Origin of the sequence: Streptomyces ziwulingensis (genome assembly GCF_039542605.1) — a bacterium.
Classification (GTDB): domain Bacteria; phylum Actinomycetota; class Actinomycetes; order Streptomycetales; family Streptomycetaceae; genus Streptomyces; species Streptomyces ziwulingensis.
In genome coordinates this window covers 156,380-182,206 of sequence record NZ_BAABIG010000052.1, presented here as the reverse complement: position 1 = coordinate 182,206, position 25,827 = coordinate 156,380, and the positions used below count along the sequence as shown (strand labels likewise).

General features: G+C 72.2%; 20 protein-coding genes and 1 pseudogene. 17 read left to right on the top strand and 4 right to left on the bottom strand.

All coding sequences use genetic code 11. From position 1 onward, the window contains the following. Positions 1–69 precede the first annotated feature (69 nt). Positions 70–600 (bottom strand): EF-hand domain-containing protein, encoded by a 531-nt coding sequence (locus tag ABEB00_RS24030; RefSeq protein ID WP_345622189.1) that lies wholly within the window; start codon positions 598–600, stop codon positions 70–72. A 273-nt stretch (positions 601–873) separates the two neighbouring features. On the opposite strand from ABEB00_RS24030, the gene ABEB00_RS24025 reads away from it, so the two are divergent. The 6 genes from ABEB00_RS24025 (at position 874) to ABEB00_RS24000 (ending at position 10,408) form a co-directional block, all read left to right on the top strand. Then, positions 874–1,719 carry an MIP/aquaporin family protein gene (locus tag ABEB00_RS24025; RefSeq protein WP_345622188.1) on the top strand — a complete coding sequence of 282 codons (846 nt, stop codon included), beginning with the start codon at positions 874–876 and terminating at the stop codon, positions 1,717–1,719. Between the two features lie 27 nt (positions 1,720–1,746). Then, positions 1,747–3,264, top strand: coding sequence for a glycerol kinase GlpK (glpK, locus tag ABEB00_RS24020; protein WP_345622187.1), 1,518 nt, complete (start codon positions 1,747–1,749; stop codon positions 3,262–3,264). Between the two features lie 358 nt (positions 3,265–3,622). Then, positions 3,623–4,984, top strand: coding sequence for a bifunctional o-acetylhomoserine/o-acetylserine sulfhydrylase (locus ABEB00_RS24015; protein ID WP_345622186.1), 1,362 nt, complete (start codon positions 3,623–3,625; stop codon positions 4,982–4,984). 5 nt (positions 4,985–4,989) lie between these two features. Further along, positions 4,990–6,183, top strand: coding sequence for a homoserine O-acetyltransferase MetX (gene metX, locus ABEB00_RS24010; RefSeq protein WP_345622185.1), 1,194 nt, complete (start codon positions 4,990–4,992; stop codon positions 6,181–6,183). Positions 6,184–6,365: 182 nt separating this feature from the next. Further along, complete coding sequence (locus ABEB00_RS24005; protein WP_345622184.1) at positions 6,366–9,386, top strand: 3-keto-alpha-glucoside-1,2-lyase-like domain-containing protein; 3,021 nt, start codon at positions 6,366–6,368, stop codon at positions 9,384–9,386. Positions 9,387–9,556: 170 nt separating this feature from the next. Then, positions 9,557–10,408: an NmrA/HSCARG family protein gene (locus ABEB00_RS24000; RefSeq protein WP_345622182.1), complete on the top strand. Its 852-nt coding sequence runs from the start codon at positions 9,557–9,559 to the stop codon at positions 10,406–10,408. A gap of 31 nt (positions 10,409–10,439) precedes the next feature. On the opposite strand, the gene ABEB00_RS23995 is transcribed toward ABEB00_RS24000, so the two are convergent. From ABEB00_RS23995 to ABEB00_RS23985, 3 genes and pseudogenes are all read right to left on the bottom strand, one after another. After that, on the bottom strand, positions 10,440–12,236 hold the full coding sequence (locus tag ABEB00_RS23995) for a stealth family protein (RefSeq protein ID WP_345622181.1): 1,797 nt from the start codon (positions 12,234–12,236) through the stop codon (positions 10,440–10,442). A 12-nt stretch (positions 12,237–12,248) separates the two neighbouring features. Further along, positions 12,249–12,812, bottom strand: coding sequence for a stealth conserved region 3 domain-containing protein (locus ABEB00_RS23990; RefSeq protein WP_345622180.1), 564 nt, complete (start codon positions 12,810–12,812; stop codon positions 12,249–12,251). 103 nt (positions 12,813–12,915) lie between these two features. Then, positions 12,916–13,626, bottom strand: a pseudogene (locus tag ABEB00_RS23985) (stealth family protein); the annotation flags it as partial. A 655-nt stretch (positions 13,627–14,281) separates the two neighbouring features. Between ABEB00_RS23985 and ABEB00_RS23980 the strand changes: the two are divergent. From ABEB00_RS23980 to ABEB00_RS23930, 11 genes are all read left to right on the top strand, one after another. Continuing rightward, positions 14,282–15,349, top strand: a complete 1,068-nt coding sequence (locus ABEB00_RS23980; RefSeq protein ID WP_345622179.1) for a glucose-1-phosphate thymidylyltransferase — start codon at positions 14,282–14,284, stop codon at positions 15,347–15,349. Continuing rightward, positions 15,346–16,350 carry a dTDP-glucose 4,6-dehydratase gene (gene rfbB, locus ABEB00_RS23975; protein ID WP_345622178.1) on the top strand — a complete coding sequence of 335 codons (1,005 nt, stop codon included), beginning with the start codon at positions 15,346–15,348 and terminating at the stop codon, positions 16,348–16,350. Before ABEB00_RS23980 ends, rfbB begins: the two co-directional genes overlap by 4 nt. Beyond that, entirely contained in the window at positions 16,347–16,946 is a 600-nt protein-coding gene (locus ABEB00_RS23970) for an acyltransferase (RefSeq protein WP_345622177.1), read from the top strand. The genes rfbB and ABEB00_RS23970 overlap by 4 nt, the downstream gene beginning before the upstream one ends. Before the next feature lie 303 nt (positions 16,947–17,249). Then, positions 17,250–18,419, top strand: a complete 1,170-nt coding sequence (locus tag ABEB00_RS23965) for a hypothetical protein (RefSeq protein WP_345622176.1) — start codon at positions 17,250–17,252, stop codon at positions 18,417–18,419. After that, positions 18,416–19,186, top strand: a complete 771-nt coding sequence (locus tag ABEB00_RS23960) for a WecB/TagA/CpsF family glycosyltransferase (protein WP_345622175.1) — start codon at positions 18,416–18,418, stop codon at positions 19,184–19,186. Before ABEB00_RS23965 ends, ABEB00_RS23960 begins: the two co-directional genes overlap by 4 nt. Beyond that, positions 19,186–20,445, top strand: a complete 1,260-nt coding sequence (locus ABEB00_RS23955) for a nucleotide sugar dehydrogenase (RefSeq protein WP_345622173.1) — start codon at positions 19,186–19,188, stop codon at positions 20,443–20,445. The genes ABEB00_RS23960 and ABEB00_RS23955 overlap by 1 nt, the downstream gene beginning before the upstream one ends. Before the next feature lie 3 nt (positions 20,446–20,448). Further along, positions 20,449–21,582 carry a non-hydrolyzing UDP-N-acetylglucosamine 2-epimerase gene (wecB, locus tag ABEB00_RS23950; RefSeq protein ID WP_345622171.1) on the top strand — a complete coding sequence of 378 codons (1,134 nt, stop codon included), beginning with the start codon at positions 20,449–20,451 and terminating at the stop codon, positions 21,580–21,582. 51 nt (positions 21,583–21,633) lie between these two features. Next, positions 21,634–22,506: a Wzz/FepE/Etk N-terminal domain-containing protein gene (locus ABEB00_RS23945; RefSeq protein ID WP_345622170.1), complete on the top strand. Its 873-nt coding sequence runs from the start codon at positions 21,634–21,636 to the stop codon at positions 22,504–22,506. After that, positions 22,469–23,953 (top strand): oligosaccharide flippase family protein, encoded by a 1,485-nt coding sequence (locus tag ABEB00_RS23940; protein WP_345622168.1) that lies wholly within the window; start codon positions 22,469–22,471, stop codon positions 23,951–23,953. Before ABEB00_RS23945 ends, ABEB00_RS23940 begins: the two co-directional genes overlap by 38 nt. Continuing rightward, positions 23,953–25,023, top strand: a complete 1,071-nt coding sequence (locus ABEB00_RS23935) for a hypothetical protein (RefSeq protein ID WP_345622167.1) — start codon at positions 23,953–23,955, stop codon at positions 25,021–25,023. The genes ABEB00_RS23940 and ABEB00_RS23935 overlap by 1 nt, the downstream gene beginning before the upstream one ends. 11 nt (positions 25,024–25,034) lie before the next feature. Continuing rightward, a complete protein-coding gene (locus ABEB00_RS23930) occupies positions 25,035–25,826 on the top strand; it encodes a glycosyltransferase family 2 protein (RefSeq protein ID WP_345622165.1) in 792 nt (263 codons plus the stop codon). Position 25,827 lies beyond the last annotated feature (1 nt).

Genomic DNA, 25,827 nt, shown 5'->3' with positions numbered 1-25,827 from the left:
GCGTGAGCGGGATCGAGGCGGTGGGGCGCCTGTTCCCGGCGGGCGTCCTCTCCGGTTTGCGGCCCGGTGTCAGCGGGCCGCGGTCAGGTGGTCCCCGGCGATGCCGGACTTGTCGGGCCGGTAGTAGTCACGGATGCCGTCCGCCCAGACGGCCGCGGAGACGCGGTCGCCCTCCACCGGGCCGAAGGCGTCGAACAGGGCCTCGATGTTGCGCGGCTCGAAGCCGATGGCGGTCATCAGGGCGAGGAAGTCGGGGCGGGTGACGTAACCGTCGTCGTCCGGGTCGCCCATCGCGGAGAGGGCCTGCGCGAACTCGTCCACGGCGGCACCGAACCGCTCGGGGTCGAGCACGACGGAGGTGAACTCCTCGGGGCTCACCCTCCCGTCCCCGTCGGTGTCCAGTTCGGAGACGAGCGTGTCCCCGTACCGGCGGAAGGCGTCGAGGAGCCGGTCCCGCACCGCGCTCTCGGCCGCCGGTACCGCCGCCACGACCCGGCTGCCCATCAGGGTGAAGTCGTCGGGGTCGAGGTAGCCGTTCCCGTCGGCGTCGAAGAGGGAGAAGACGAGCTGGACACGGTCGGTCGCCTCGGTGGTCGGCATGGTGGTGCACCTCCGCTTTCGGTCTGGGCGCGCCGGGCCCGAGCACCGGCGGCCCGACCACTGTCCGCCCGTTTCCGCGGCCCGGGCGGGAAGAAGCGGGTCCATGCACACGAAGGAAGGGAATCCCCCGTTCGGCGCATACCCGGCCCGATCCTGGACAGTGCGGCCGCTTCGCCCGGATACGCGCGATATGCGCACTTCGGCAAGGCGTCCTAGCCTGACGGGTATGGCTCGGCGGGCGAGGGCCGAGGCGAACGGCGGAGGACGACTTCCATGGCTGAGCGGCGCACGGCGCGGGAGCTGACCGGCGAGCTGTCGGCCGAGTTCGTCGGCACGATGATCGTCATCCTCTTCGGCTGCGCTGTCGTCGCGCAGGTGTCCGCGGCCGGCGCGCTCACCGATCCGGCGGGCGGTCTCGGCGACCACGACAGCATCGCGTGGGCGTGGGGTCTCGGTGTCACCCTGGGCGTCTACGTCGCGGCCCGGCTCAGCGGCGCCCATCTGAACCCGGCGGTGACCGTCGCCCTGGCCGCGTTCAAGGGGTTCCCCTGGCGCAAGGTGGCACCGTACGTCCTGGCCCAGACGGCCGGCGCGTTCGTCGCCGCCCTCCTGGTGCGCTGGAACTACAGCGAGGCACTGGCGCGGGCGGACCCCGGCCACACCGTCAAGACCCAGGGCGTCTTCTCCACCCTCCCCGCCAACGGCAACACCGCCCTGCCCGTCCACGAATGGGGCGCGCTGCGCGACCAGGTCATCGGCACCGCGATCCTGCTGCTGCTGATCATGGCCATCACGGACCTGCTGAACACTCCGCCGGGCGGCAATCTGGCGCCCTTCGTCATCGGCCTGGTCGTGGTCGCGATCGGCATGGCGTGGGGCAGCAACGCGGGATACGCGATCAACCCGGCCCGCGACTTCGGTCCGCGGCTGGCGAGTTACCTCACCGGGTACGGCGGAGCCTGGCGGGATCAGTACGGCAATCTGTACTTCTGGGTGCCGATCGTCGGGCCGCTGGTCGGCGGCCTGCTCGGAGCCGGTCTGTACAAGGGTCTCATCGGACGGTTCCTGCCCTCCGCCGAGCCCGAGCCGACGGGACGTGTCCCGACGCCCGAGGACTGACAGCACCGGCCTGAGAGGCAGCCCATCATGACGGATTTCGTCGGCGCGGTGGACCAGGGGACCACCAGCACCCGCTTCATGGTCTTCGACCACGACGGCAACGAGGTGGCCAAGCACCAGCTCGAACACGAGCAGATCATGCCGCGCTCCGGATGGGTGGAGCACGACCCGGTCGAGATCTGGGAGCGCACCAACTCGGTGATGCAGACCGCCCTGCGCTACGGGGGGCTGTCCGCGACCGATCTGGCGGCCATCGGCATCACCAACCAGCGGGAGACCACGGTGGTCTGGGACCCGCGCACCGGGCGCCCGTACTACAACGCCATCGTCTGGCAGGACACCCGTACCGACGGCATCGCGGCGGAGCTGGAGCGTTCGGGACGCGGCGAGGTCATCCGCCGCAAGGCCGGGCTGCCGCCGGCGACGTACTTCTCCGGGGGCAAGATCCAGTGGATCCTGGAGAACGTCGACGGGGTCCGCGAGGCGGCGGAGAAGGGACATGCCGTCTTCGGCAACACCGACGCCTGGGTCCTGTGGAACCTCACCGGCGGTCCGGACGGCGGCATCCACGCCACCGACGTGACCAACGCCGCCCGCACGATGCTGATGGACCTGGAGACCCTCGACTGGGACGACGAGCTGCTGGGCTTCTTCGGCATCCCCCGCGCGATGCTGCCCACCGTCAACCCCTCCTCGCACCCCGACGCGTACGGGGTGACCCGCACCACCCGGCCGCTGCGCGCCCCCATCCCGATCGGCGGGGTCCTCGGCGACCAGCAGGCGGCGACCGTGGGCCAGGTCTGCTTCGCGCCCGGCGAGGCGAAGAACACCTACGGCACGGGCAACTTCCTGCTGCTCAACACCGGTACGGAACTGGTCCGTTCGCAAGCCGGGCTGCTCACCACCGTCGCCTACCGGTTCGGTGAGGAGCCGCCGGTCTACGCGCTGGAGGGCTCCATCGCCGTGACGGGCTCCGCGGTGCAGTGGCTGCGCGACCAGCTCAAGATCATCAGCAGCGCGGCCGAGAGCGAGGACCTCGCCCGGACCGTCGCCGACAACGGCGGCATCTACTTCGTGCCCGCCTTCTCGGGGCTGTTCGCGCCCTACTGGCGCTCCGACGCCCGGGGAGCCATCGTCGGCCTGGCCCGCTACAACGACAACGCCCATCTCGCGCGGGCCACCCTGGAAGCCATCTGCCACCAGAGCCGGGACGTCGTCGAGGCCATGGAACAGGACTCCGGCGTCCACCTCGACGTGCTCAAGGTCGACGGCGGCGTCACCGCCAACGACCTGTGCATGCAGATCCAGGCCGACATCCTCGGGGTCCCGGTCAGCCGTCCCGTGGTCGCCGAGACGACCGCGCTCGGCGCCGCCTACGCGGCGGGACTCGCCACCGGCTTCTGGCGGGACACCGACGAACTGCGCACCCACTGGCACGAGTCCAAGCGGTGGTCGCCGCAGTGGTCCGACGAGCAGCGCGCCGAGGGCCGCGCGGGCTGGAAGAAGGCCGTGGAACGCACCCTCGACTGGGTGAAGGTGCCCTGACCGCGGCGGCGATGCCGGTGCCGCGGCGGTGCTGGTGCGGCTCGCGCCAGGCCAACTCCCCCGGGAGTGCTGGTGCATACCGCCCGCGTGTGGTTACCCTGGGTTCATGACCGTGCTCGTGACCCGCCGCCACGTCGACTACGTGCGTGTCACCACCACGGGCTGTTCCGTCGTGAGCTGAGTCCGCGCCGCGATCGGCCTCTCCTCTCTGCCCCGCCGCATGCCCACCGCTGCCCTGGTCCGGGTGCGGCATGCGGTTCCGCGGCTGATTCCCACGCTCCGCTCCGCTCCTCTCCGCCTGGCCACACCGCGCCCGCCCGCACCGGCAGTCGCACTCGCACTCGCACGAGGGAGAACCATGTCGCAGCCCATCGACTCCGTCACCGCCGGCCACACCCCCGAGGACGAGCCCGCCGGACCCGACACCTCCGCCTGGTCCTTCGAGACCAAGCAGATCCACGCGGGTGCCGTACCCGACCCGACGACGGGAGCCCGGGCGACCCCGATCTACCAGACGACGTCGTTCGTGTTCCGGGACACCCAGCACGCCGCCGACCTGTTCTCGCTGGCCGAACCCGGCAACATCTACACCCGCCTGCACAACCCGACCCAGGACGTCTTCGAACAGCGCGTCGCCGCCCTGGAGGGCGGCGTCGCGGCCGTGGCGCTGGCCTCCGGACAGGCGGCGGAGACACTGGCCCTCCTCACCCTGGCGGGCAGCGGCGACCACATCGTCTCCAGCGCCTCGCTGTACGGCGGCACGTACAACCTGTTCCGGCACACGCTGCCGAGGCTGGGCATCGAGGTGTCCTTCGTCGAGGACCCGGACGACCTCGCGGCCTGGCGAGCGGCGATCCGGCCGAACACCAAGGCGCTCTTCGCGGAGACGCTGGGCAATCCGCGCGGCAACGTTCTCGACGTGCGGGCGGTCGCGGACGTCGCCCACGCGGCGGGCGTACCGCTGATCGTGGACAACACGGTGCCGACGCCCTATCTGCTGCGGCCGATCGAGCACGGGGCCGACATCGTCGTGCACTCGGCGACCAAGTTCCTGGGCGGGCACGGCACGGTCATCGCGGGTGTGGTCGTGGACGGCGGCACGTTCGACTTCGGGGCGCACGCCGAGCGGTTCCCCGACTTCACCGAGCCCGACCCCAGCTACCACGGCCTGCGGTTCTGGCCGGCGCTCGGCCCGGGCGCGTTCGCCGCCAAGCTGCGCGTGCAGTTGCTGCGCGACCTCGGGCCCGCCCTCGCGCCGCACTCCGCGTTCCTGCTGCTGCAGGGCGTGGAGACGCTCAGCCTGCGGATCGAGCGGCACTCGGCGAACGCGCTGACGCTCGCCGAGTGGCTGGAGCGGCGCGACGAGGTCGCCGCCGTCCACTATCCGGGACTCCGGTCCAGCCAGTGGTACGAGGCGGGGCAGCGGTATCTGCCGCGCGGCGCGGGCGCGATCGTCTCCTTCGAGCTGCGGGACGGCGTCGAGGCGGGCAAACGGTTCGTGGACGCCGTCGAGCTGTTCAGCCATCTCGCCAACATCGGCGACGTCCGCAGTCTGATCATCCACCCGGCCTCCACCACCCACAGTCAGCTCGACGAGGAGCAACTGGCGGCCACCGGCGCCTCCCCCGGCCTGGTGCGCCTGTCGGTGGGGCTGGAGAGCCTCGCCGATCTCAAGGCGGATCTGGAGGCCGGTTTCCGGGCGGCGAAGGGCGCGTCCTGAGCCCCGTGCCGCCGCCCTCCGGGGCCTTCCTCCCGCCGGCCACCGGTGCCTGGCGGGAGGGTGACCCGCCCGGGCGCCGCCGGTGGCACGACCTCGGGGAGCCGCTGCCGCTGGAGGCGGGCGGGGAGCTGCGGGGCGCGCGGATCGCGTACGAGACGTGGGGGTCGCTCGCGCCGGACCGGTCCAACGCCGTGCTGGTCCTGCACGCCCTGACCGGCGACAGCCATGTCGCCGGCCCGGCCGGGCCGGGTCACCCCACCCCCGGCTGGTGGGACGGGCTCGTGGGGCCCGGCCTCGCGCTCGACACGGACCGCTTCTTCGTCGTCGCCCCGAACGTACTGGGCGGCTGCCAGGGCAGCACCGGGCCGTCCTCCCCGCGGCCCGGCGGACGACGCTGGGGCGGCGACTTCCCGTTCCTGACCCAGCGCGACCAGGTCGCCGCCGAGGCCGGTCTCGCCGACGCGCTGGGGATCGCACGCTGGGCCCTGGTGGCGGGCGGCTCCATGGGCGGGATGCGGGCGCTGGAATGGGCCGTGTCGTATCCGGAGCGGACGGGTGCGCTGCTGCTGCTCGCCACGACCGCCGCGGCGAGTGCCGAGCAGATCGCCTGGGCCGACATTCAGGTGCGTGCCGTCCGCTGCGACCCGCACTGGCACGGCGGGCACTACCACGACACGGGCCGGGGGCCGCACGCCGGGCTCGGTCTGGCCCGGCGGCTGGCCCACGTCACCTACCGCAGCGAGCCGGAGCTCCAGACCCGCTTCGGCCGCGCGCCCCAGGGCACGGAGAAGCCGTTGACCGGCGGCAGGTACCAGGTCGAGTCCTATCTCGACCACCACGCCGCCAAGCTGGTACGCCGTTTCGACGCGGGCAGTTACGTGGTGCTGACCGAGGCGATGAACGCCCACGACGTCGGCCGCGGCCGCGGCGGGGTGGCCGCCGCCCTGCGCCGGGTCCGCGCCCCCGCCCTGGTGGCCGGCGTCGACTCCGACCGTCTCTACCCGCCCTCCCAGCAGGCCGAGCTGGCGTCGGGCATCACCACCGCCGACCGCCTCCGGCTGATCGAGTCCCCACACGGCCACGACGGCTTCCTCATCGAGGTGGAGCAGGTCGCCGCCCTGGTCGCCGAACTCGCCCCGGGACCACGGCAGCCCCTGACACCTGCCCACCGGTCGGAACGGGAACCGTCGCGGGAATAGGGCGTGTTTCGAACCTGCCCGCCGCGGCATGCCTCCCGGCGGCCCCGACTTTGAACACATCGATGACAAAGTATGGACATGTCAAGCAGAAGTCTCCTACCTTGACGGCGGAACTGCAGCCACTCCGCTCACGACCGGAGCGATTTTCCGGCACGGTCCGGTCCCCACCCCCCGGAGGACCAATGCACCCACGCCAACGACAACGCCTGCTGCCGCGTCTGCGCAGACGCGTCGTCCTCCTGCTGACGTCGAGCATCCTCGCCACCGGGGTGTCCGCCGCCCCGGCCGCCCTCGCCGCGCCCGCGGCCGTCCCGCCCCAGGAACCCGGCGTCACCCTGCGGGTGTTCGACGTGCAGACGCCGCTGGACGAACTGTGCACCCTCAAACCGGGGCAGACCCCCAACCACGACAAGCTGATGCCGACGGTCGACTGGACCACGGACGCCGACTTCGGCGGATTCGCGGACAACTTCGTGACCGAGGTGTCCGGTTACCTGGTCGCTCCGCGCGAGGGGAGTTACGTCTTCCGCCTGACCAGCGACGACGGCTCGAAGCTCACCCTCGACGACGCGACGGTGATCGACCACGACGGCCTGCACGGCGCCGAACCGAAGGACGGCACGGTCCACCTCACCGCCGGACCGCACCCGCTGCGCGTCGACCACTTCGAACGCGACGGCGGGCAGCGCCTCCAGCTCTCCTGGAAGCCGCCGGGCGCGGACGGCTTCAGCGTCGTACCCCAGGAGGCGCTGAGCACCGACGCCGGCGTCGTCCGGGTGACGGCGCCGGGCCGCAAGGAGTGCGAGGCGAGCGGCGACACCCCCGGCGACGGCCTGCCCCTGACCTCCGTACGTCCCGACCTGACCCTCACCGACCTGCGCCCCGACGGTTTCGAGCCGCAGGTCAGCGGCATGGACTGGCTGCCCGACGGACGCCTCGCGATCAGCACCTGGGGCGGCACCGACAACGTGGCCGGCGAGGTGTACCTGCTGGACAACGTCACCGGAGCGACCAGCGGCGCCGAGGTCACCGTGAAGAAGGTGGCGAGCGGCCTGCGCGAGCCGATGGGCGTCAAGTACGTCGACGGCGCCCTGTACGTCTCGCAGAAGCACGAGCTGACCCGGCTCGTCGACGAGGACGGCGACGAGGTGACGGACGAGTACCGCACGGTCGCCACCTGGCCGTACGGCGGCAACTTCCACGAGTTCGCCTTCGGCCTGCTCTACCGCGACGGCTACTTCTACGTGAACCTCTCCGTCGCCATCGACCTCGGCGGCGCCACCACCGTCCCGCAGCCCGCGCCCGACCGCGGGGTCACCTACAAGGTGAGCAGGAAGACCGGCCGGATCAGTCCGGTCGCCGGCGGGCTGCGCACCCCCAACGGCATCGGCTGGGGACCGGACAACGGCCTGTTCGCCACGGACAACCAGGGCGGCTGGCTCCCGGCCTCGAAACTCGTGCAGATCAAACAGGACCGCTTCTTCAACCACTACACCGAGCCCGCCGGCCCCTTCGAGGACTCTCCCGTCACCGACCCGGTGCTGTGGTTCCCGCAGAACGAGATCGGCAACTCGCCGTCCACGCCGCTGTACTTGAGGAAGGGCCGGTACGCGGGGCAGATGCTGATCGGTGACGTCACCTACGGCGGTCTGCAGCGCGCCTACCTGGAGAAGGTGAAGGGCCAGTACCAGGGCGCCGTCTTCCGCTACACGCAGGGCCTGGAGGCCGGGGTCAACCGGATCACCCTCGGCCCCGACGGCGCGATCTACGCGGGCGGTCTGGGGGCCGACGGCAACTGGGGCCAGGAGGGCAAGCTCAAGTTCGGGCTGCAGAAGCTGACACCCAACGGCGGCAACACCTTCGACATCAAGACCATGCGTGCCGTACCGGGCGGCTTCGACCTCACGTACACCCAGCCGGTGTCGGCCGAGACCGCCGGGCGGCTCGCGGAGAGCTACCGGGCCGAGCAGTGGCGCTACACCCCGACCGCCGACTACGGCGGCCCGAAGATCGCCGAGGAGCAGCTCTCCGTCAGCTCGGCGACGCTCTCGCGGGACGGGCGTACCGTACGGCTGCGGCTGGACGGCCTGAAGCCGGACCGGGTGGTGCACGTGCGCTCCCCGCGCCCCTTCTCCGCCGCCTCCGGCGAGTCGCTGTGGAGCACGGAGGCCTGGTACACGCTCAACGAGATGCCCGGCAAGCAGCCCGCTCCCCCGGCCCGGTACGAGGCCGAGGAGGCCACGCTGACCGGTACGGCCGGGGTGAACACCGATCACACCGGCTACTCCGGCAGCGGTTTCGTCGACCGCTACGCCACCGAGGGCAAGGTCGGGACGGCCTTCGACGTGACGGTCCCGAAGGCGGGCGCCTACGACGTGGGCCTGCGCTACTCCAACGGCCCCGACCCGTTCGACGGGCCCAAGTCCCTCTCCCTGTACGCGAACGGCCAGAAGGTGCGGCAGACGGCGCTCCCCTCCACCGGTGACTGGGACACCTGGTCCACCCGCACCGAGCGGCTGTCCCTGCGGGCCGGGCACAACACGATCTCGTACCGGTACGATCCCGGCGACACCGGACATGTCAACCTCGACCTGATCACCGTGCGCCCGCCCGGCAGCCGCGTCGCGCTCTTCGACGGCACCGCCGCCTCGCAGACCCAGTGGCAGCACACCGACGGGCGGCCGGTGGCCTGGCCGCTGGCCGAGGAGCGCTCCATGGAGGTGTGCTGCGGTGACCTGCGCACCAAGGACGCCTACCAGGACTTCGCGCTGCATGTGGAGTTCCGGGTGCCGCTGCTGCCGCCGGAGGTGACCGGGCAGGACCGCGGCAACAGCGGGATCTTCCTCCAGGACCGCTACGAGCTGCAGATACTCGACTCCTACGGTGACACCTCGCCGGACTCGAACGAGGCCGGGGCGCTCTACCTCAAGAAGGCGCCCGACGTGAACGCGGCCACCGCGCCGCAGACCTGGCAGACGTACGACATCGTCTTCCGGGCGGCCCGGTTCGACGCCGACGGGAGCAAGACCGCCGACGCCCGGGTGACGGTGGTGTGGAACGGCGAGAAGGTCCACGACGACGTGGCCCTCGACGGTCCCACGGCCTCCGGGAGGTCCGAGACCCCGGCCGCGGGAGCCATCCGGTTGCAGGACCACGGCAACACCGTCCGGTTCCGCGACATCCGGGTGCGGGCACTGGACTGACGCGGCGTACCGCGGCGCCCCCGGGTTGTCCGGGGGCGCACGGTGCGAGTCTCTCCGTGTCCTTTTCCCGCCGCCGGGCCGTGCCGTGCCGTCCGGGCGGGTTCCCGGGGCGGATGATGGCCGTCGGGGCCGGCTGTCGGCCTCCGGCTTGGGACGACGGGAGTATGCCAGTGACTGACGAGCCGATCCTTGTGCTCGCGGCGACCGGCGGGCAGGGCGGGGCCGTGACGGAGGCACTGCTCGGGCGCGGCGCCCCGGTCCGCGCCCTGGTCCGCGACCCGGCCCGCGAGAGCGCGCGGGAGCTGGCCGAGCGGGGCGTCGACGTGGTGGCGGGTTCGCTGAGCGACCCCGACTCGCTCGCCGGGGCCATGCGCGGGGTGCGGAGCGTCTTCGCCTTCACCACGCCCTTCGAGGCGGGCGTGGAGGCGGAGGTCGGCCAGGGACGGGCCATCCTCGCCGCCGCCACCCGGCAGCGCGTCCCGCATCTCGTGTTCAGCTCCGTGGCCGGCGCCGACCAGGACAGCGGCGTGCCGCACTTCGAGAGCAAGGCCCGCGTCGAGGCCGAGCTGACCGCCGGTGACGTGCCGTACACGATCCTCGGGCCCACCTACTTCTTCGACAACGCGCTGGGCGGAGCGGACCGCGTCCTCGGCGGCGTCCTCGACCTGCCGCTGCCCGCCGATCGGCCGCTGCAGCAGTTGGCCCGCACCGATCTCGGCGCGTTCGCGGCGCGGGTGCTGCTCGACGGGGCGTCCTACGTCGGCCGGCGCATCGAGCTGGCGAGCGATGATCCCACCCCCGTGCGGATGGCCGCCGCGCTCGGCAGCGCGCTGGGGCGGGAGGTCCGTCATCGGCAGGTGCCGCTGACGGTGATCGGCAACCCCGACATGCACGCGATGTGGACCTTCCTGAACGGTCCCGGTTACCGCGTGGACATCCCGGCCCTGCACGCCGCGCACCCGGACCTCCCCTGGACCGGCTTCGCCGACTGGGCCCGCCACACCTGGGCGCCATCCCGCTGACCGGTCCGGGCAGCGTGCGGCCGGCCCCGGCTCACCGGCCCACTGCCCGGGTGGCCTCCTGCCTGCCGCGCGGCTCGGGGCGCGGCACGGGCCGCACGGTGTCCTCGAAGCGGCTCGGGAAGGGGAACCTGCGGTCCAGGAAGGTGTGGATGGCCGCCCGGGTGGCCGCGCGGTCCGCCGGGGCGGTGTCCACGTCGTTGAGGCAGAAGAAGTCGACGTCGTCACCGGCCGCGAGGCGGGCCAGGCGCCTTCGCATGTCCGGCGTGCCCAACTGCACGTAGCGGAAGCGGTACTCGGCGGGGACCGCCCGGCCGGTCGCCATGGCCCAGTGGTGGTGGAGCGTGGACGTCGGGGCGACGTCGGCGGTGGAGCGGAAGCGGGAGTAGGTGGTCCGCTCCAGCTCCGCGATGCCGAGGCGCTCCAGCTCGCGCATGACCGACCGCAGTTGCGGGTGGGGGGTGTGCAACGCCTTGTGCGCGATCTGTCTGCCGTGGAAGCGCCGGATGACCTCGCGGGAGTTCTTGCCCGCCGAGTTCGGTGCGGGTTCGAGGGGGTGCGGGTCGCCCACCCCGAGTTTCAGCGGGGAGAGCGGGATCCGGGCGATGCCGTTGCCGTGGAAGAAGCGCTCGGGCGGCACCGGGCGGTTGAGGAAGACGTCGTCGTTGAAGTACAGGTAGTGGTCCGAGAGGCCGGGGATGTGGTGCAGCCGGGTCTCGATCGCGTGCGAGTTGAAGACGGGCAGCGCGTCGGCCGGGAGGATGTCCCGGTGGTCGACCACGGTCAGGCCCGGCGCGTCCGGGTCCAGCCAGGCCGGGGTCTGCCCGTCGGTCACCAGGTAGACGTGCCGGACGAATCCCGCGTACATCTCCAGCGAGCGCAGCGCGTAGCGCAGTTCGTCGTGGCTGGTGTAGCGCGAGGCGCCCGTCTCCCGCGGCGCGATGGCGTTCTCGCGGCCCTGCTGGTGGAAGCGGCGTTTGGCGGCCATCTCCGGGTCGTCCCCGTCGACCCAGGTGTAGACGGCGTCGACGGGGAAGCACACCGTGTCGATCCCCGGCTCGGCGAACGCGGCGAACGTCGGCACGCTGCGGCCGGGGGCCGCCACCGCGGCCGGCCGCTGCGCCGTCTGCGGCAGCACCTCGGAGACGGGGTTGCGGCGCGGAGCGACGAGCGCGGTCGCGAAGACGTCCCCGAGGCGGCTGCCGGGGACGGTGAGCCAGGCCGGGTCCGCGGCCCGGCGGGCGGCCAGGTCCTGGCCGCGGCGCCAGAACTCGATGTCGCAGCCCGCCTCGATGCCGCTGAGCACCTGCCCGCCGGGGCCGAGGCGCACCACGCCGGTGCGCAGCACCCCGGCCCGCCGGAGCGCCGGCGGCAGCGACCCGTCGGCCCACAGCACCGCGGTGGTGACACTGCCGTCGGGTCCGACGGCACCGACGTATCCGGCGGTGTCCGCGAAGCGCCGCGCGGCCTGGGTGAGGACGGCGGCGCGGTGGCTCTCCTCGACGCCGATCACCTGGCGCGGCGCCTGCCGCCCGTGGTCGGCGGGGACCAGGAAGTAGGGGGCGCCGACCGCCTCCAGCAGGGCGCACACCCCGTCGAGGTCGGTGGCGGCGGCGTCCGCCGCGGTGTATCCGGTGACCGTGTGCCCGTACAGCCGCACGGCCCCGAAGGCGACCGGGCGCAGTCCGGGAACGGCCGCCCGCAGGTTCCGCCGGGCCCGGAACGCGCGCAGCGTCCAGAGCCGGGCGGTTCCTCGCCGGCGCAGGCCCGTCAGCATGTTCCGGGCGGCTCGTATGCCCGCCGGCCCGGCGAGTCGGTGACGCATGTCCATGCCGGGGCCTCGTCAGTCCTGCTTCTCGAAGGGGCTCGGGAACGGGAAGTAGTCCGCCAGGAACTGGTTCATCCGGGCGCTGATCGGCTCGCGTTCCTCGGGCGGTACGTCGACGTCGTTGAGGCAGAAGAAGTCGAAGCGGCGGGTGCGGCTGAGGTCCGCCAGGCGTCGTTCGGCGTCCGGGCGGCTGATGTTGACGTACCGGAAGCTGAATCTGCCCGGCACGCCGTGGCCGGTCATCAGCGCGTACTGGTAGAGCAGCGGAGCCGTCAGGGCGATGTCCTGCGGTGAGCGGAACCGGGACGCGGTGGTGCGGCGGATGTCCTGGGCGAACAGTTCCTCCAGCCTGGCCAGCGTCTCGCGCTGCTGCGGCAGGGGGGTGTGCATGAAGTTGTTGGTGGTCATCCGTCCGAACATCTCCAGCAGCAGGCGCCGTACGTTCTTGCTGGCGGAGTTGGTGGCGGTCTCCTCGGCGTGCGGTTTGCCGATGCCGATCTTGAGCGGGGAGACCGGGATCTTCATCAGGCCGCTGCCGTGGAAGAAGTGCTCCGCGGTGACCCGGCGGCCGACGAACACGTCGTCGTTGAAGTACAGGTAGTGGTCCGAGAGGCCGGGNGCCGTGGAAGAAGTGCTCCGCGGTGACCCGGCGGCCGACGAACACGTCGTCGTTGAAGTACAGGTAGTGGTCCGAGAGGCCGGGGATGTGGTGCAGCCGGGTCTCGATCGCGTGCGAGTTGAACACCGGCAGGACGTCCGGCGGGAAGATGTCGCGGTGGTCGACGACCGTGATGCCCGGGGCCTGGTCGTCGAGCCAGTGCGGCTTCTGCCCGTCGGTCACGAGGTAGATGTGCCGCACGAAGTCGGCGTACATCGCGAGCGAGCGCAGCGAGTACTTCAGTTCGTCGTGGCTGGTGTAGCGCGAGGCGTTGGTCTCCTTGTCCAGGATCTCGACGGTGCCGCGCTCCTGGTAGCGGGCCCGTTTGGCGCGCATCGCGGGTTCCTCGCCGTCCACCCAGGTGTAGACGACGTCGACGGGGAAGGTGACGGCGTTGACGGTCGGCAGGGTCAGGGGGCGGAAGGTGGGCAGGTCCCGGTCGCCGACCCGCACCGTGGCCAGTTGCTGGTCGGACGTCGGCAGCACGTCGGTGACGCCGTTGTTCCGGGGGGCGACCAGGGACTCGGCGAAGACGTCGGCGGACGCCTGCGGCTGCACCTTGGCCAGTCGCCGCTCCCCGTCGGCGGAGGCCAGCAACCGCGCCCCGTCCTCCCAGAACTCCACGTCACAGGCGAGTTCCGGTCCGGCGAGCAGTTGGCCGGCCGGGCCCAGGTGGTTCTCGCCGATGCGCAGCACGGGGGCGGTGCGCAGGGCGGCGGGCAGTACACCGTCCATGAACAGTGCCGGGCGGTACAGCCTGCCGCCGGGCAGCGGCCGGCCGATGAAGACCGCGCTGCCCGCGTGGCGCGTCTCCAGCGCGGCGAGGAACCGTTCCCGGTCGACGGCGTTCACGCCGACCGTGTGCCGGGTCCGGGAGCCCGGCACGAGGAAGTGGGCGATGCCCTCCTGCTCCAGCGCGGCGACGACCAGGCCCAGGTTGGCGGCGGCCGCCTCCACGGCGGTGAACCGGGTGACGACCCGTCCGTAGAGCCGCTGGCCCCGCACCGCCACCGGACGCAGGACCGGGTCCGTGACCGCCGCCCTGCGCCGCCGTCGCATGGTACGGAGCTGCCAGACCTGCTCGGCGGCCTTCCGCTCGACCCGTGGTTTCATCCGCCGGGCAAAGGAACGCACGGTCACGTTCTGAACTCCTCTTCATGAACCTCTGTACATATAACTGTTAACCAGACGCGTCTTGTAGGTGAAGGGTTGTAGAAGTTTCCAGCCAAGTTCGGTGTCGATGCGCTCGGTTGGGAGAATCCGGCCGTCTTCGCTGTCCGCCGGGACGGCCGGGGCGCGTCGGCGGTCGAAGGCGCGGACCGAAGGCAGGGATCGAAGGTGTGTGCGGAATCCCTCCGTCGGCCGGTCCGGCATGAGTAAGGTGCCTCGCATGAAGGCACTTGTGTTGTCTGGCGGCTCCGGTACCCGTTTGCGCCCCATCACCCATACCTCCGCCAAGCAGTTGGTCCCGGTCGCCAACAAGCCGGTGCTGTTCTACGGCCTGGAGGCGATCGCGGACGCCGGGATCACCGAGGTGGGGATCATCGTCGGGGACACCGCGCCGGAGATCCGGGAGGCGGTGGGGGACGGTGCGCGGTTCGGCGTCGAGGTCACCTACATCCCGCAGCGGGAGCCGCTGGGGCTGGCCCACGCCGTGCTGATCGCCCGTGAGTTCCTGGCCGAGGACGACTTCGTGATGTACCTCGGCGACAACTTCGTGGTCGGCGGGATCACCCCACTCGTGGACTCCTTCCGCGCCGAACGCCCCGCCGCGCAGATCCTGTTGACGAAGGTGCCCGACCCCCGCCAGTTCGGCGTGGCCGAACTCGACGCCGAGGGGCGGGTGGTGGGCCTGGAGGAGAAGCCGCAGACGCCCAGAAGCGATCTCGCGCTGGTCGGCGTCTACCTCTTCACCCCCGCCGTGCACGAGGCCGTCCGCTCCATCAAGCCGTCCGCGCGGGGGGAGTTGGAGATCACGGACGCCCTCCAGTGGCTGATCGACGCACGGCGTGACGTCCGCTCCACGACCGTCTCCGGCTACTGGAAGGACACCGGCAACGTCACCGACATGCTGGAGGTCAACCGGTCGGTGCTGGAGACCGTGGAGCCGCTCCGGGCGGGCACGGTCGACGCGGACAGCGAGATCATCGGCCGGGTCCGCATCGAGGCGGGCGCCCGTGTCGTGCGCAGCCGGATAGTCGGCCCGGCGGTCATCGGCAGCGGCGTCGTCGTCGAGAACGCCTACATCGGCCCGTTCACCTCGGTCTCGCCGGACTGCCGGATCGTGGACAGCGAGATCGAGTACTCCATCGTGCTGCGCGGCTCGTCGGTGACGGGCGTGCGCCGTGTGGAGGCGTCCCTCATCGGGCGGGACGTCGAGGTCACGCCCGCGCCCCGCAACCCGTCGGCCCACCGGCTCGTGCTCGGTGATCACAGCAAGGTGCAGATCTCCTCGTGACCACCCGGATACTGGTGACCGGCGGTGCCGGTTTCATCGGCTCGCACTACGTCCGCACCCTGCTCGGCCCCGACGGTCCGGGCGAGGTGTCGGTGACCGTACTGGACAAGCTGACCTACGCCGGCAACCCGGCCAACCTCGACCCGGTACGCGCCCACCCGGGCTTCGCCTTCGTGCACGGCGACATCTGCGACCCCGGCCTGGCCGCCGCGCTGACGGCCGGGCACGACCAGGTCGTGCACTTCGCCGCCGAGTCCCACGTCGACCGGTCCATCGACGGCGGCGCCGAGTTCGTCCGCACCAACGTCATGGGCACCCACACCCTGGTCGACGCCGCCCACCGGGCCGGTGTCGAGACCTTCGTGCACATCTCCACCGACGAGGTCTACGGCTCCATCGACGAGGGCTCCTGGCCCGAGACGCACCCCTTGCGGCCCACTTCGCCGTACTCCTCCACCAAGGCGTCCAGCGACCTGATCGCACTGTCCTACCACCGCACCCACGGCCTGGACGTCCGCGTCACCCGCTGCTCCAACAACTACGGGCACCACCACTTCCCCGAGAAGCTCATCCCCCTGTTCGTCACCCGCCTCCTCGACGGCCGCAAGGTCCCGCTGTACGGCGACGGCGGCAACGTCCGCGACTGGCTGCACATCGACGACCACGTCCAGGGCATCGAACTGGTCCGCACCAAGGGCCGGGCCGGCGAGGTCTACCACATCGGCGGCGGCACCGAACTCTCCAACAGGCACCTCACCGACCTGCTGCTGAGAGCATGCGGCGCGACCTGGGAGAGCGTCGAGCACGTCACCGACCGCAAGGGCCACGACCGGCGCTACTCCGTCGACTGCGCCAAGATCCGCGAAGAACTCGGTTACGCCCCGCGCAAGAGCTTCGAACAGGGTCTCGCGGAGACCGTCCGCTGGTACCGCGACAACCGCTCCTGGTGGGAGCCGCTGACGGAACGCGCGACCACCTGGCAGAAAGGCCCGACCAGATGAACTTCCGAGTCCAGCCGACCGCCCAGGTCGACGAGTCGGCCACGATCGGGGACGGGACGGCCGTCTGGGACCTGGCCCAGATCCGGGAGGACGCGCGGCTCGGCGGCAACTGCGTCGTGGGCCGGGGAGCCTACGTCGGCCCCGGGGTGCGGATCGGCGACAACGTGAAGCTCCAGAACCACGCGCTGGTCTACGAACCCGCGGTCCTCGGCGACGGGGTGTTCGTCGGCCCGGCCGCGGTGCTCACCAACGACCACTTCCCGCGGTCGGTGGATGCGGCGGGCCGGCTGAAGCGGGGCGGCGACTGGGAGGCGGTGGCGGTCGTGGTGGACGAGGGGGCGTCGCTGGGGGCCCGGTCGGTCTGCGTGGCCCCGGTGCGCGTCGGCCGGTGGGCGCTGGTCGCGGCGGGCGCCGTGGTGACCCGGGACGTGCCCGACTTCGCCCTCGTGGCGGGCGTGCCGGCCCGCCGGATCGGCTGGGTCGGCCGGGCCGGCGTCCGGCTGGTCGCACGCGAGGGCGCGCCCGGCGGCTGGGCGTGCCCGGAGACGGGGACGCGGTACGACGAGCGGGACGGCGTCCTGGTGGAACGCGTCTGACCTCGGGGGCCGTGCGTCGTCCCCGGCTGTTTTCGGCTCTTTCCCGCAAAGGCCGAATCCTCGAACACTTACCGGCATAACATGTGTGCGAAGTGTGCAGACCAAGCACGATGAGCACACACACATCAGTCGTGCCCAGGGGGGGTTACGGGGTGACGGGGACACCTGCGTCCAAAGCCGGGAGCGTCCGCCGCTCCGGCGTCTGACGTCTGACGTCCGTCTTCTTCCGTCCGGCCGGTCGCGGCCCGACGGACCACAGTCTGTTCCGCACAGGACCCACAGGGGGGTTGGTGTGTCCGAAAGATGACCACTTCACGTCTGGCGAGGCTCGGCCGTGAGGAACCGTCGCTGCTTCCGCTCGCCCAACGGCTGCTCACCTTGGCGGAGTCGGGCCTTCCGTCGATGCTGCTGCCCGGCAAGGAGGCGTTCGCCTTCACCATGGCCGGGACGAAGGCCGCCGACGGTTCCTGGCGTCTGGAGCGGCGCGGGACCAGTACCCGGTACGCGGCCATCACCGCTCTCGGGGTCCGTCACCTGCCCGAGGACCGTCAGCGGACGGTGCTCGCGGGCCGCAGCGCCCAGGAGTTCACCGGCCTGCTGGTGGAGTCCCTGCCCTCGGTGACCAACCTCGGCGACGCGGCGCTCATCGCCTGGGCCGCCGCCGAGACCGGGCATCCCAAGCTGTCCGACGCCCTGGCCCGGGTCGAGGCCCTGGACGACGACCCCGGCCGGCCCCGCTACACCGTCGAGGCGGCCTGGGTGCTGTCCGCGCTCGCGGCGGCCCGCGACACGGCCGACGTGGAGAGCCGTCTGCGCGCGGCGCGCGACCGGCTGCTGCGCTCCAGGAGCGACGGCAGCCCCCTGTTCCCGCACGCCACCGGCCCCGGCCTGGTGCCCTGGTACCGGTCGCACGTGAGCTGCTTCGCCGACCAGACGTACCCGCTGCAGGCCCTGGCCCGGGCCCACGCCGGCGGCGACGGCGACCCCGAGGCGCTGGCCGCGGCCGAGGCGTGCGCGGAGCGGATCTGCGCGCTCCAGGGCGAGGGCGGCCAGTGGTGGTGGCACTACGACGCGCGCACCGGCGGTGTCGTGGAGGGCTATCCGGTCTACAGCGTCCACCAGCACGCGATGGCGCCGACCGCGCTGTTCGATCTCGCCGACGCCGGCGGCAGCGACTTCGGCGCCTCGGTCCGCAAGGGTCTGCGCTGGCTGACGGACGTGCCGGAACTGGCCGGACACCCGACCGCCCAGGAGCCGTTGATCCTCGACGAGCTGGGCGTCACCTGGCGCAAGGTCTACCGGGGTGATCCGAAGAAGGCCGTACGTGCCGCGCGCGGCCTGTCCACCCGGGCCGCCGCGGGCCTGCGGCTGAAGCCGCTGGACCGGGTGTACCGCCCGCTGTCCGTGGACCGCGAATGCCGGCCGTACGAGTTCGGCTGGATGCTCCACGCCTGGCTGGGGGGCCGGATATGAGCGAGCGGCGTGCGCTGTTCGGCATCGAGCTGGACCCGCTGACCATGGACCAGACCGTTGAGCGCTGCCTCGCCGCGGTGCGGGACGGCGGGCAACTGGAGATCGGCGTGGTCAACGCGGCCAAGCTGGTCAACATGCGGCGGGACCCGCGGCTCGCCGAGGCGGTGGCCGGCTGCGACCTGGTCCTCGCCGACGGACAGGCCGTGGTCTGGGCCGGGCGCGTGCTGCGGGCTCCGCTGCCGGAGCGGGTGGCGGGCATCGACCTGTTCCTGAGGCTGCTGGCGGAGGCGGAGTCCGCGGGCATGTCGGTGTACTTCCTCGGCGCCCGGCACGAGGTGCTCCAGGAGATGCTGCGCCGGGTCGCCGACCGGTTCCCGGCGCTGAAGGTGGCGGGCCACCGCCACGGCTATTTCGACGACACCGAGCAGGAAGCCGTCGCGGACGCGATAGCCGCGAGCGGCGCCCGGATGCTCTTCCTCGGCATGACCTCGCCGAAGAAGGAGATCTTCACCGCCGCCCACGGGTCGCGTACCGGTGCCCGGGTCGTGCACGGGGTCGGCGGCTCCTTCGACATCCTGGCCGGGGTCACCCGGCGGGCCCCCGAGTCCTGGCAGCGCCGGGGGCTCGAATGGCTCTACCGGGCGCTGCAGGAACCGCGCCGCCTGGGCCGGCGCTATCTCACCACCAACGCGGCCTTCGTCCTCATGACGGCCCGCGAGCGCCTCCGGCTCAGCCCGTCGATCGTCCCCGCGAACAGGAGTCACTGATGCGCGTCGTCGTGGTCGGACAGGGTTACGTCGGGCTGCCGCTGGCCGTCCGGGCCGCCGAGGTCGGGCACGAGGTGATCGGCTACGACGTCGACGCCCGCCGGATCAAGAGCCTCGCGGCCGGCGAGTCCTTCGTGGAGGACGTCTCCTCCGAGCGGCTGCGCGCCGCCCTGGACAACGGCACCTACCGCCCGAGCGAGTCGGCGCGCGACTGCGGCGGTTTCGACGTCGCCGTCGTGACCGTGCCGACCCCGCTCCACGAGGGCACCCCCGACCTGCGGTACATCCGGGAGTCGGCGGTCACCCTCGCCCGCTATCTGCGCCCCGGGGCCACGGTGGTCCTGGAGTCGACCACCTACCCCGGCACCACCCAGGACCTGTTCGCGCCGCTCCTGGAGGAGGGCTCCGGTCTCACCGCGGGCAGCGACTTCCAGCTCGGCTACAGCCCGGAGCGGATCGACCCGGGCAACGCGGTGTGGGGTTTCAAGGAGACCCCGAAGGTGGTCGCCGGGGTCGACGAGTCCTCGCTGCGGGCGGTCCAGGACTTCTACGGGCAGCTCGTCGACACCACCGTGCCGGTGAGTTCGCCCAAGGAGGCGGAGCTGGCCAAGCTGCTGGAGAACACCTTCCGGCATGTGAACATCGCGCTGGTCAACGAGATCGCGATGTTCGCCCACCACCTGGACATCGACGTCTGGCAGGCCATCGAGGCCGCTTCCAGCAAGCCGTTCGGCTTCATGAAGTTCACCCCCGGGCCCGGTGTCGGCGGGCACTGCCTGCCGATCGACCCCTCGTACCTGTCCTGGCGGGTGCAGCGCGAACTGGGCCAGAGCTTCCGCTTCGTGGAGCTGGCCAACGACATCAACAATCACATGCCCGAGTACGTGACCCGGCGGGTCGGCGACCTCTTCAACACCCGGCGCCGGTCGGTCAACGGCTCCCGGATCCTGCTGCTCGGGCTCGCCTACAAGAAGAACACCGGCGACGCCCGCGAGTCGCCCGCGCTGCGCATCTCCCAACTGCTTCTCGACATGGGAGCGCAGGTCAGGGCGGCGGACCCGCATGTCGTGGAGAGCCTGCCGATGGACACCCGGCTGGTGCGGGTCGATCTCGACGCCGAGGAACTGGCGGCCGCCGATGTGGTGGTCCTGCTCACCGACCACGACTCCTTCGACTACGAACTCGTCGCCGAGCACGCCCCGCTGGTCCTCGACTGCCGGCGGCGGCTGCCGTCCCGACCCACGATCGAGGTGCTCTGAGAGATGCCGCGCATCATCTGCGTCGCCGGGGCCCGCCCCAACTACATGAAGATCAAACCGGTGATGGACGCGCTGGAACGCCGGGGTGCCGAGGTGCTCCTCGTCCACACCGGGCAGCACTACGACCCGGCGATGAACGACGTGTTCTTCGCCGATCTGGGCATCCGGCCGCCGGACCGCTTCCTCGGCGTCGGCTCCGGCAGCCACGCCGAGCAGACCGGCCGGGTGATGACCGCGTTCGAACCGCTGCTCACCGAGGTGTCCCCGGACCTCGTCGTCGTGGTCGGCGACATCAACTCCACCCTGGCCTGCGCACTGGTCACCGCGAAGGCGGGCCCCTTGCTGGCACATGTCGAGGCCGGTCTGCGCAGCCGCGACTGGAGCATGCCGGAGGAGGTCAACCGCGTCGCCACCGACCGGGTGAGCGACTATCTGCTGGCCCCCTCGCCCGACGCGGTGGAGAACCTGCGCGCCGAGGGCTACCGGGAGGACCAGATCCACCTGGTCGGCAACGTCATGATCGACACGCTGCTGGCCGGCCTGGAGCGCGCCCGCGCCTCGGACGTCCTGGAACGCTCCGGCCTGACCAGGGGCGGGTACGGGCTGGTCACGCTGCACCGGCCCGCCAACGTGGACGACCCCGGGGTGCTGGCCGGGCTGCTGAAGGCGCTGGGCGAGATCGCCGGGCGCTGCCCGCTGGTGCTGCCGGTGCACCCGCGCGCGGCCGGCAGGCTGGCCGAACTCGGTGTCCCCGGGGGCGTCCGGCTGGTGCCGCCCGCGGGATATCTGGACTTCCTCGCGCTGCAGGACGCGGCGCGCGTCGTGCTGACCGACTCGGGCGGGGTGCAGGAGGAGACCACCGCGCTGGGTGTGCCGTGCGTGACGTTACGGGACAACACCGAGCGGCCCATCACCGTCGAGCAGGGCACCAATGTGCTGGCCGGGCGCGACCCGGCCCGCATCGTGAGCATCGTGAACAAGGTGCTGGACGCCCCTCCCGCGCCGCGCCGGCCCGAGTTGTGGGACGGCCGGGCGAGCGACCGTATCGCCGAGGTGCTGCTGCGCTCAGGCACCGCGGGCACCCGGCCGCGGCCCACCGACCGGCCGGGGCCCACGGGCCCGGAGTTCCCCATATGATCCGGTTGCCGCACCTGCTCGTCGTACATCGTGTCGCCAGGGGGGACCACCATGGATCTCGCGGAGATCTTCCGGGTCATGCGCAGGCGCTGGTACGTCCTGCTGCCGGGACTGCTGCTGACCGCCGCGCTGATGGCCGCCGTGGCCCTGCTGGTCCCGGTGACGTACCAGTCGCAGAGCACGGTGGTCCTGCTCAACTCGCAGAAGGCCACCGTCGCCTACGACGGCAACCCCTTCCTGAGCACGCAGACCTCGCTCACCGGCATGGCGGACGGGCTGGCCCGCAACCTCAACTCCGACGGCTCGGTACGGGAGCTGAAGTCGCGTGGTGCGACCGGCACGTTCGAGGCCAAGCTCGCCGACAACGCGCAGGGTCCGCTGATGTGGCTGACCGTCACGGGCACGGACGAGAAGGCGGTGCTGGCCTCCGCGAAGGTCCTGACCGGGTACGCCGAGGAGCGGCTGAAGGACTTCCAGAAGCAGCAGGCGGTCACCCCGAAGGCCATGATCCGGATGACCACCGTGGTGGCCCCGCAGACTCCGGTGGCGCAGACCAAGACACGGCTCCAGTACCTGGTCATGGCCGGCGGGCTGGGCCTGGTGCTCAGTCTGGTCGCCGTGTTCTACGTGGAGGCGCGCCGCCGCCCGCGGCCGCCCCGGCGCCCGGACCCGGCCGGGGAGCCGGCCGAGGGGGGCACCGGGGAGCCGGAGAGCGTCCCGGGGACCGGTGAGGAGGGCGCGGACCGGACGATCGCCCTGCGGCGCCCGCCCGAGTGGTCCCGGGCCGCCGGGAGGCGGGCCCGGGCGGACAAGACCCAGGCGGAGCCGGAGGCGGGGCGCGTGGCCGTGACACCCGCCGCCGAGCCGCTCGACGAGGAGCCGACCCATGGACAGCGTTCGCACACCGGACAGCGGGACCGCTGAGCCGGGCGCCACCCCCGCCGCGGCCTCCCTCGGCGTGAAGGTCCGCACCGCGGCCCGCTGGAGCCTGGTCAACACCATGGTCATGCGGCTGGGCAACTTCGCCACCGGCATCGTGCTGGCGCGTTTCGCCCTCGGTCCGGCGGAGTGGGGCGTCTACGGCATCGCCCAGACGGTCCTGCTGGTGCTGCTCTCCGCCAACGAACTCGGCGTCAGTCTGGCCCTGGTCCGCTGGGAGGGCGACCCGCGCCGCTTCGCGCCGACCGTGCTGACCCTGTCCGCCGCCTCCAGCGTGCTGCTGTACGCCGCCCTGTTCGTCACGGCGCCGACGGTGGCCGGGCTGCTGGACTCGCCGGACGCCGCCGGTGTGCTGCGGGTGATGTGCCTGTGTCTGGTGATCGACGGGCTGGCGCAGGTGCCGGCCGGCTTCCTGACCCGGGAGTTCGCCCAGGGCAGGCGCATGGTCATCGACGCGCTGAACTTCGTGCTGAGCACCGCGGTGACGCTGCTGCTGGCCTTCGCCGGCTGGGGTGCGATGAGCTTCGCCGTGGGCGCGGTGGCCGGCAACATCGCCGCTCTGGCCGGCTGCGCGCTGGCCGCCCCCGGGACCCTGCGGTTCGGCTGGGACCCGGAGCAGGCCCGCGAGCTGCTGAAATTCGGGCTGCCGCTGGCCGGCGCGAGTCTGCTCGCCCTGGCCGTCGTCAACGTGGACACCATGGTGGTGGGCTCCACCCTCGGCGGGGTCTCGCTCGGTTTCTACGTGATGGCGTTCAACATCTCCGGGTGGCCGGTCCGCATCATCTCCGAGGCGGCCCGGCGGGTCTCCTTCGCCGGTTTCTCCCGGCTCGCCGACTCGCCGGGAGCCCTCGCCGAGGGCTTCAGCCGTGCGCTGGGCGTCCTGGTGACGGGCACCGTACCGCTCTGCGTGCTGCTCGGCGGCCTCGCCGCCCCGCTCATCGAACTCGTCTACGGCTCCACCTGGGTGCCCGCCGCCGCCGCGCTGCCCTGGCTGATGGTCCTGGGCCTGATCCGGATCGGCTGCGAACTCGCCTACGACTGCCTGGTCGCCGCCGGTCAGCGCCGTTCCCTCATCCTGGTGCAGGGACTGTGGGTGGCGGCGCTCGTTCCCGTCCTCGTCGTCGGCGCGCGGCTGGATGGCATCGTCGGTGTCTCCCAGGGCCATGTCCTGGTCGCCGCCGTGCTCGTCGTCCCCGTCTTCCTGTACGCCCTGCACCGCGCCGGGATCGGCCTCGTCCACGTCGGCAGAGCCTGCGCCTGGCCGTTCCTCGCGGGCACGGTGATGGCCCTGGTGGTCCTCGCCGAGCGGCGGCTGCTCGGCGACGGCATCCTCGCCCTGTCCCTCGTCGCCACCACCGCTTCGGCCTGCTACGTGGTGTGCGTGCTGCCCAGCCGGCGCTTCCTGCTCGGCTCCAAGACCCCGGAGGCCTGATGACGAGGCTCCGCCGGCTGCCGGCCGGCCTGACCCTGCTGCTGATCGCCGCCTGTTCCGCGGGAACCTCCGAGACCGGTTCCCCGGGGACCGGTTCCGCTACGGCCCGGGCCCCGGGGACCGGCTCCGGGTCCCCGGCCCCGGGTTCCTCCCCGGGGATGCCGCCCGCCACCTCGGCGGCCCCCTCGGTGTCCACCGCCGCGCCGCCCCCCGCGCCGAGCCCCTCCTCGGCGGCGCCGCCGCCCGCCGTCTCCGCTCCGCCCGCGGAGGCCGGTTTCCCCGACGCGGGCAGCACCGGCCCCCGGGTCCGGCTCACGCCGAAGCCGACGGGGAACATGACCGTGCGCAGGGACGGGACGGTCATCAGGGGGCAGGACATCACCGGCTCGCTCGACGTCTACGCGAACGACGTCACCGTCATCGACTCCAGGATCACCTCGGCCAACTGGTGGGGCGTCAACCTGCGCCCCGGCTACCACGGCCTGCGGGTGCTGCACAGCACCATCACCGCGATCCCCGGCAAGGGCCCCGACAACGGCGGGGTCGACTACGCCGTGTCCAACATGGGCACCGGCTCCGTCGAGGTCGGCTGGTGCGACATCTCCGTCTTCGGCAACGCCCTCTCCATGGGTCAGGGCCACCTGCACGACAACTACGTCCACGGTCTCGTCCCGTTCCGCAACAACGGCGGCGAGTGGCAGCACACCGACGCGGTGATCAGCGGGGGCGGCGGCCGGGGCAGGCTGGTCGTCCGGCACAACACCCTGCTCAACCCGGTCGCCGTGGACCGCGGCGCGTCGGCCGCCGTGGGCCTGTTCGCGGACACCGGCCATGTCTCCGACACGGTGATCGACGGCAACCTCCTGGCCGGTGGCGCGTACGCCCTGTACGGGGGCGGCGCGGGCGCCACCGGCATCACGGTGACCGACAACGTCTTCTCCACCCGTTACCACCCCAAGAGCGGCTTCTACGGACCGGTCACGGCCTGGAACGCCGACGGCGCCGGCAACGTCTGGCGCGGCAACCGGCTCTCCGACGGCACCCCGGTCACCCCCGAGCCGGCCGGCTGAGGAAGAGGATCATGCGACGCGTCGCCCGCGCCCCCTGGGAGCTGCTCAAGCGCGCCTTCGGCTGGCTCGTCCTGTTCGAGCTGCGCAACAAGGTCCTGCTGTTCCCCTCCGCGCTGCGCCTGCGCCGGCTGGAGACGGCCGAGACACGCCGCCTCGCGGCGGCCACCGCTCCCCCGCCGGCCGCCCTGGTGGCAACGGTCATCGCCACCCACCGCCGGCCCGAGGAGCTGCGGGCGGCGGTCCGCTCGGCGCTCGCGCAGACCGTTCACGACCAGGTGGTCGTCGTGGTCGACGACGGTGCCGGACTCCCCCGCCTCCCCGCCGATCCGCGGCTGTTCGCCGTCTCGCTGTCCCGCAACACCGGGGTGGCCGGGGTGGTGCGCAATGTGGGCATCCGGCTCACGCGCTCGCGGTACGTGGCGTTCCTGGACGACGACAACCGGTGGGAGCCCGACCATCTGGAACGGGCGCTGGCGGTCCTCCAGGCGCCCGGCGGGCCCGACGGCGTGTACACGGCACTGCGCCGGGTCCTGCCGGACGGCACCGAACGGGACGTGCTGTCGGTGCCGTTCGACCGTCGCCGGGCCGCGCGGGAGTCCTTCCTCGACACCAACGCGTTCGTCGCGCGGCGCGCCGGCTCCCTGCGCTTCAGCCGGCTGCGCCGCACGCCGGAGGTGCTGCCCCGGGAGGACTGGGAGCTGATCCACCGCTACAGCCGCGGGCACCGGGTGCGGCATGTGCCGCACGCCACCGTGCGCTATCTGGTGAACCCCGCCAGCTTCTACACGACGTGGTCCGGCTGAG

Excerpts from the sequence above, each read along its gene's own strand:
- ABEB00_RS24030 (WP_345622189.1), bottom strand. The coding sequence starts at position 600 with ATGCCGACCACCGAGGCGACCGACCGTGTCCAGCTCGTCTTCTCCCTC.
- ABEB00_RS24025 (WP_345622188.1), top strand. The coding sequence starts at position 874 with ATGGCTGAGCGGCGCACGGCGCGGGAGCTGACCGGCGAGCTGTCGGCC.
- glpK (WP_345622187.1), top strand. The coding sequence starts at position 1,747 with ATGACGGATTTCGTCGGCGCGGTGGACCAGGGGACCACCAGCACCCGC.
- ABEB00_RS24015 (WP_345622186.1), top strand. The coding sequence starts at position 3,623 with ATGTCGCAGCCCATCGACTCCGTCACCGCCGGCCACACCCCCGAGGAC.
- ABEB00_RS24005 (WP_345622184.1), top strand. The coding sequence starts at position 6,366 with ATGCACCCACGCCAACGACAACGCCTGCTGCCGCGTCTGCGCAGACGC.
- ABEB00_RS23995 (WP_345622181.1), bottom strand. The coding sequence starts at position 12,236 with ATGGACATGCGTCACCGACTCGCCGGGCCGGCGGGCATACGAGCCGCC.
- ABEB00_RS23980 (WP_345622179.1), top strand. The coding sequence starts at position 14,282 with ATGAAGGCACTTGTGTTGTCTGGCGGCTCCGGTACCCGTTTGCGCCCC.
- ABEB00_RS23970 (WP_345622177.1), top strand. The coding sequence starts at position 16,347 with ATGAACTTCCGAGTCCAGCCGACCGCCCAGGTCGACGAGTCGGCCACG.
- ABEB00_RS23965 (WP_345622176.1), top strand. The coding sequence starts at position 17,250 with ATGACCACTTCACGTCTGGCGAGGCTCGGCCGTGAGGAACCGTCGCTG.
- ABEB00_RS23960 (WP_345622175.1), top strand. The coding sequence starts at position 18,416 with ATGAGCGAGCGGCGTGCGCTGTTCGGCATCGAGCTGGACCCGCTGACC.
- ABEB00_RS23955 (WP_345622173.1), top strand. The coding sequence starts at position 19,186 with ATGCGCGTCGTCGTGGTCGGACAGGGTTACGTCGGGCTGCCGCTGGCC.
- wecB (WP_345622171.1), top strand. The coding sequence starts at position 20,449 with ATGCCGCGCATCATCTGCGTCGCCGGGGCCCGCCCCAACTACATGAAG.
- ABEB00_RS23945 (WP_345622170.1), top strand. The coding sequence starts at position 21,634 with ATGGATCTCGCGGAGATCTTCCGGGTCATGCGCAGGCGCTGGTACGTC.
- ABEB00_RS23940 (WP_345622168.1), top strand. The coding sequence starts at position 22,469 with ATGGACAGCGTTCGCACACCGGACAGCGGGACCGCTGAGCCGGGCGCC.
- ABEB00_RS23935 (WP_345622167.1), top strand. The coding sequence starts at position 23,953 with ATGACGAGGCTCCGCCGGCTGCCGGCCGGCCTGACCCTGCTGCTGATC.
- ABEB00_RS23930 (WP_345622165.1), top strand. The coding sequence starts at position 25,035 with ATGCGACGCGTCGCCCGCGCCCCCTGGGAGCTGCTCAAGCGCGCCTTC.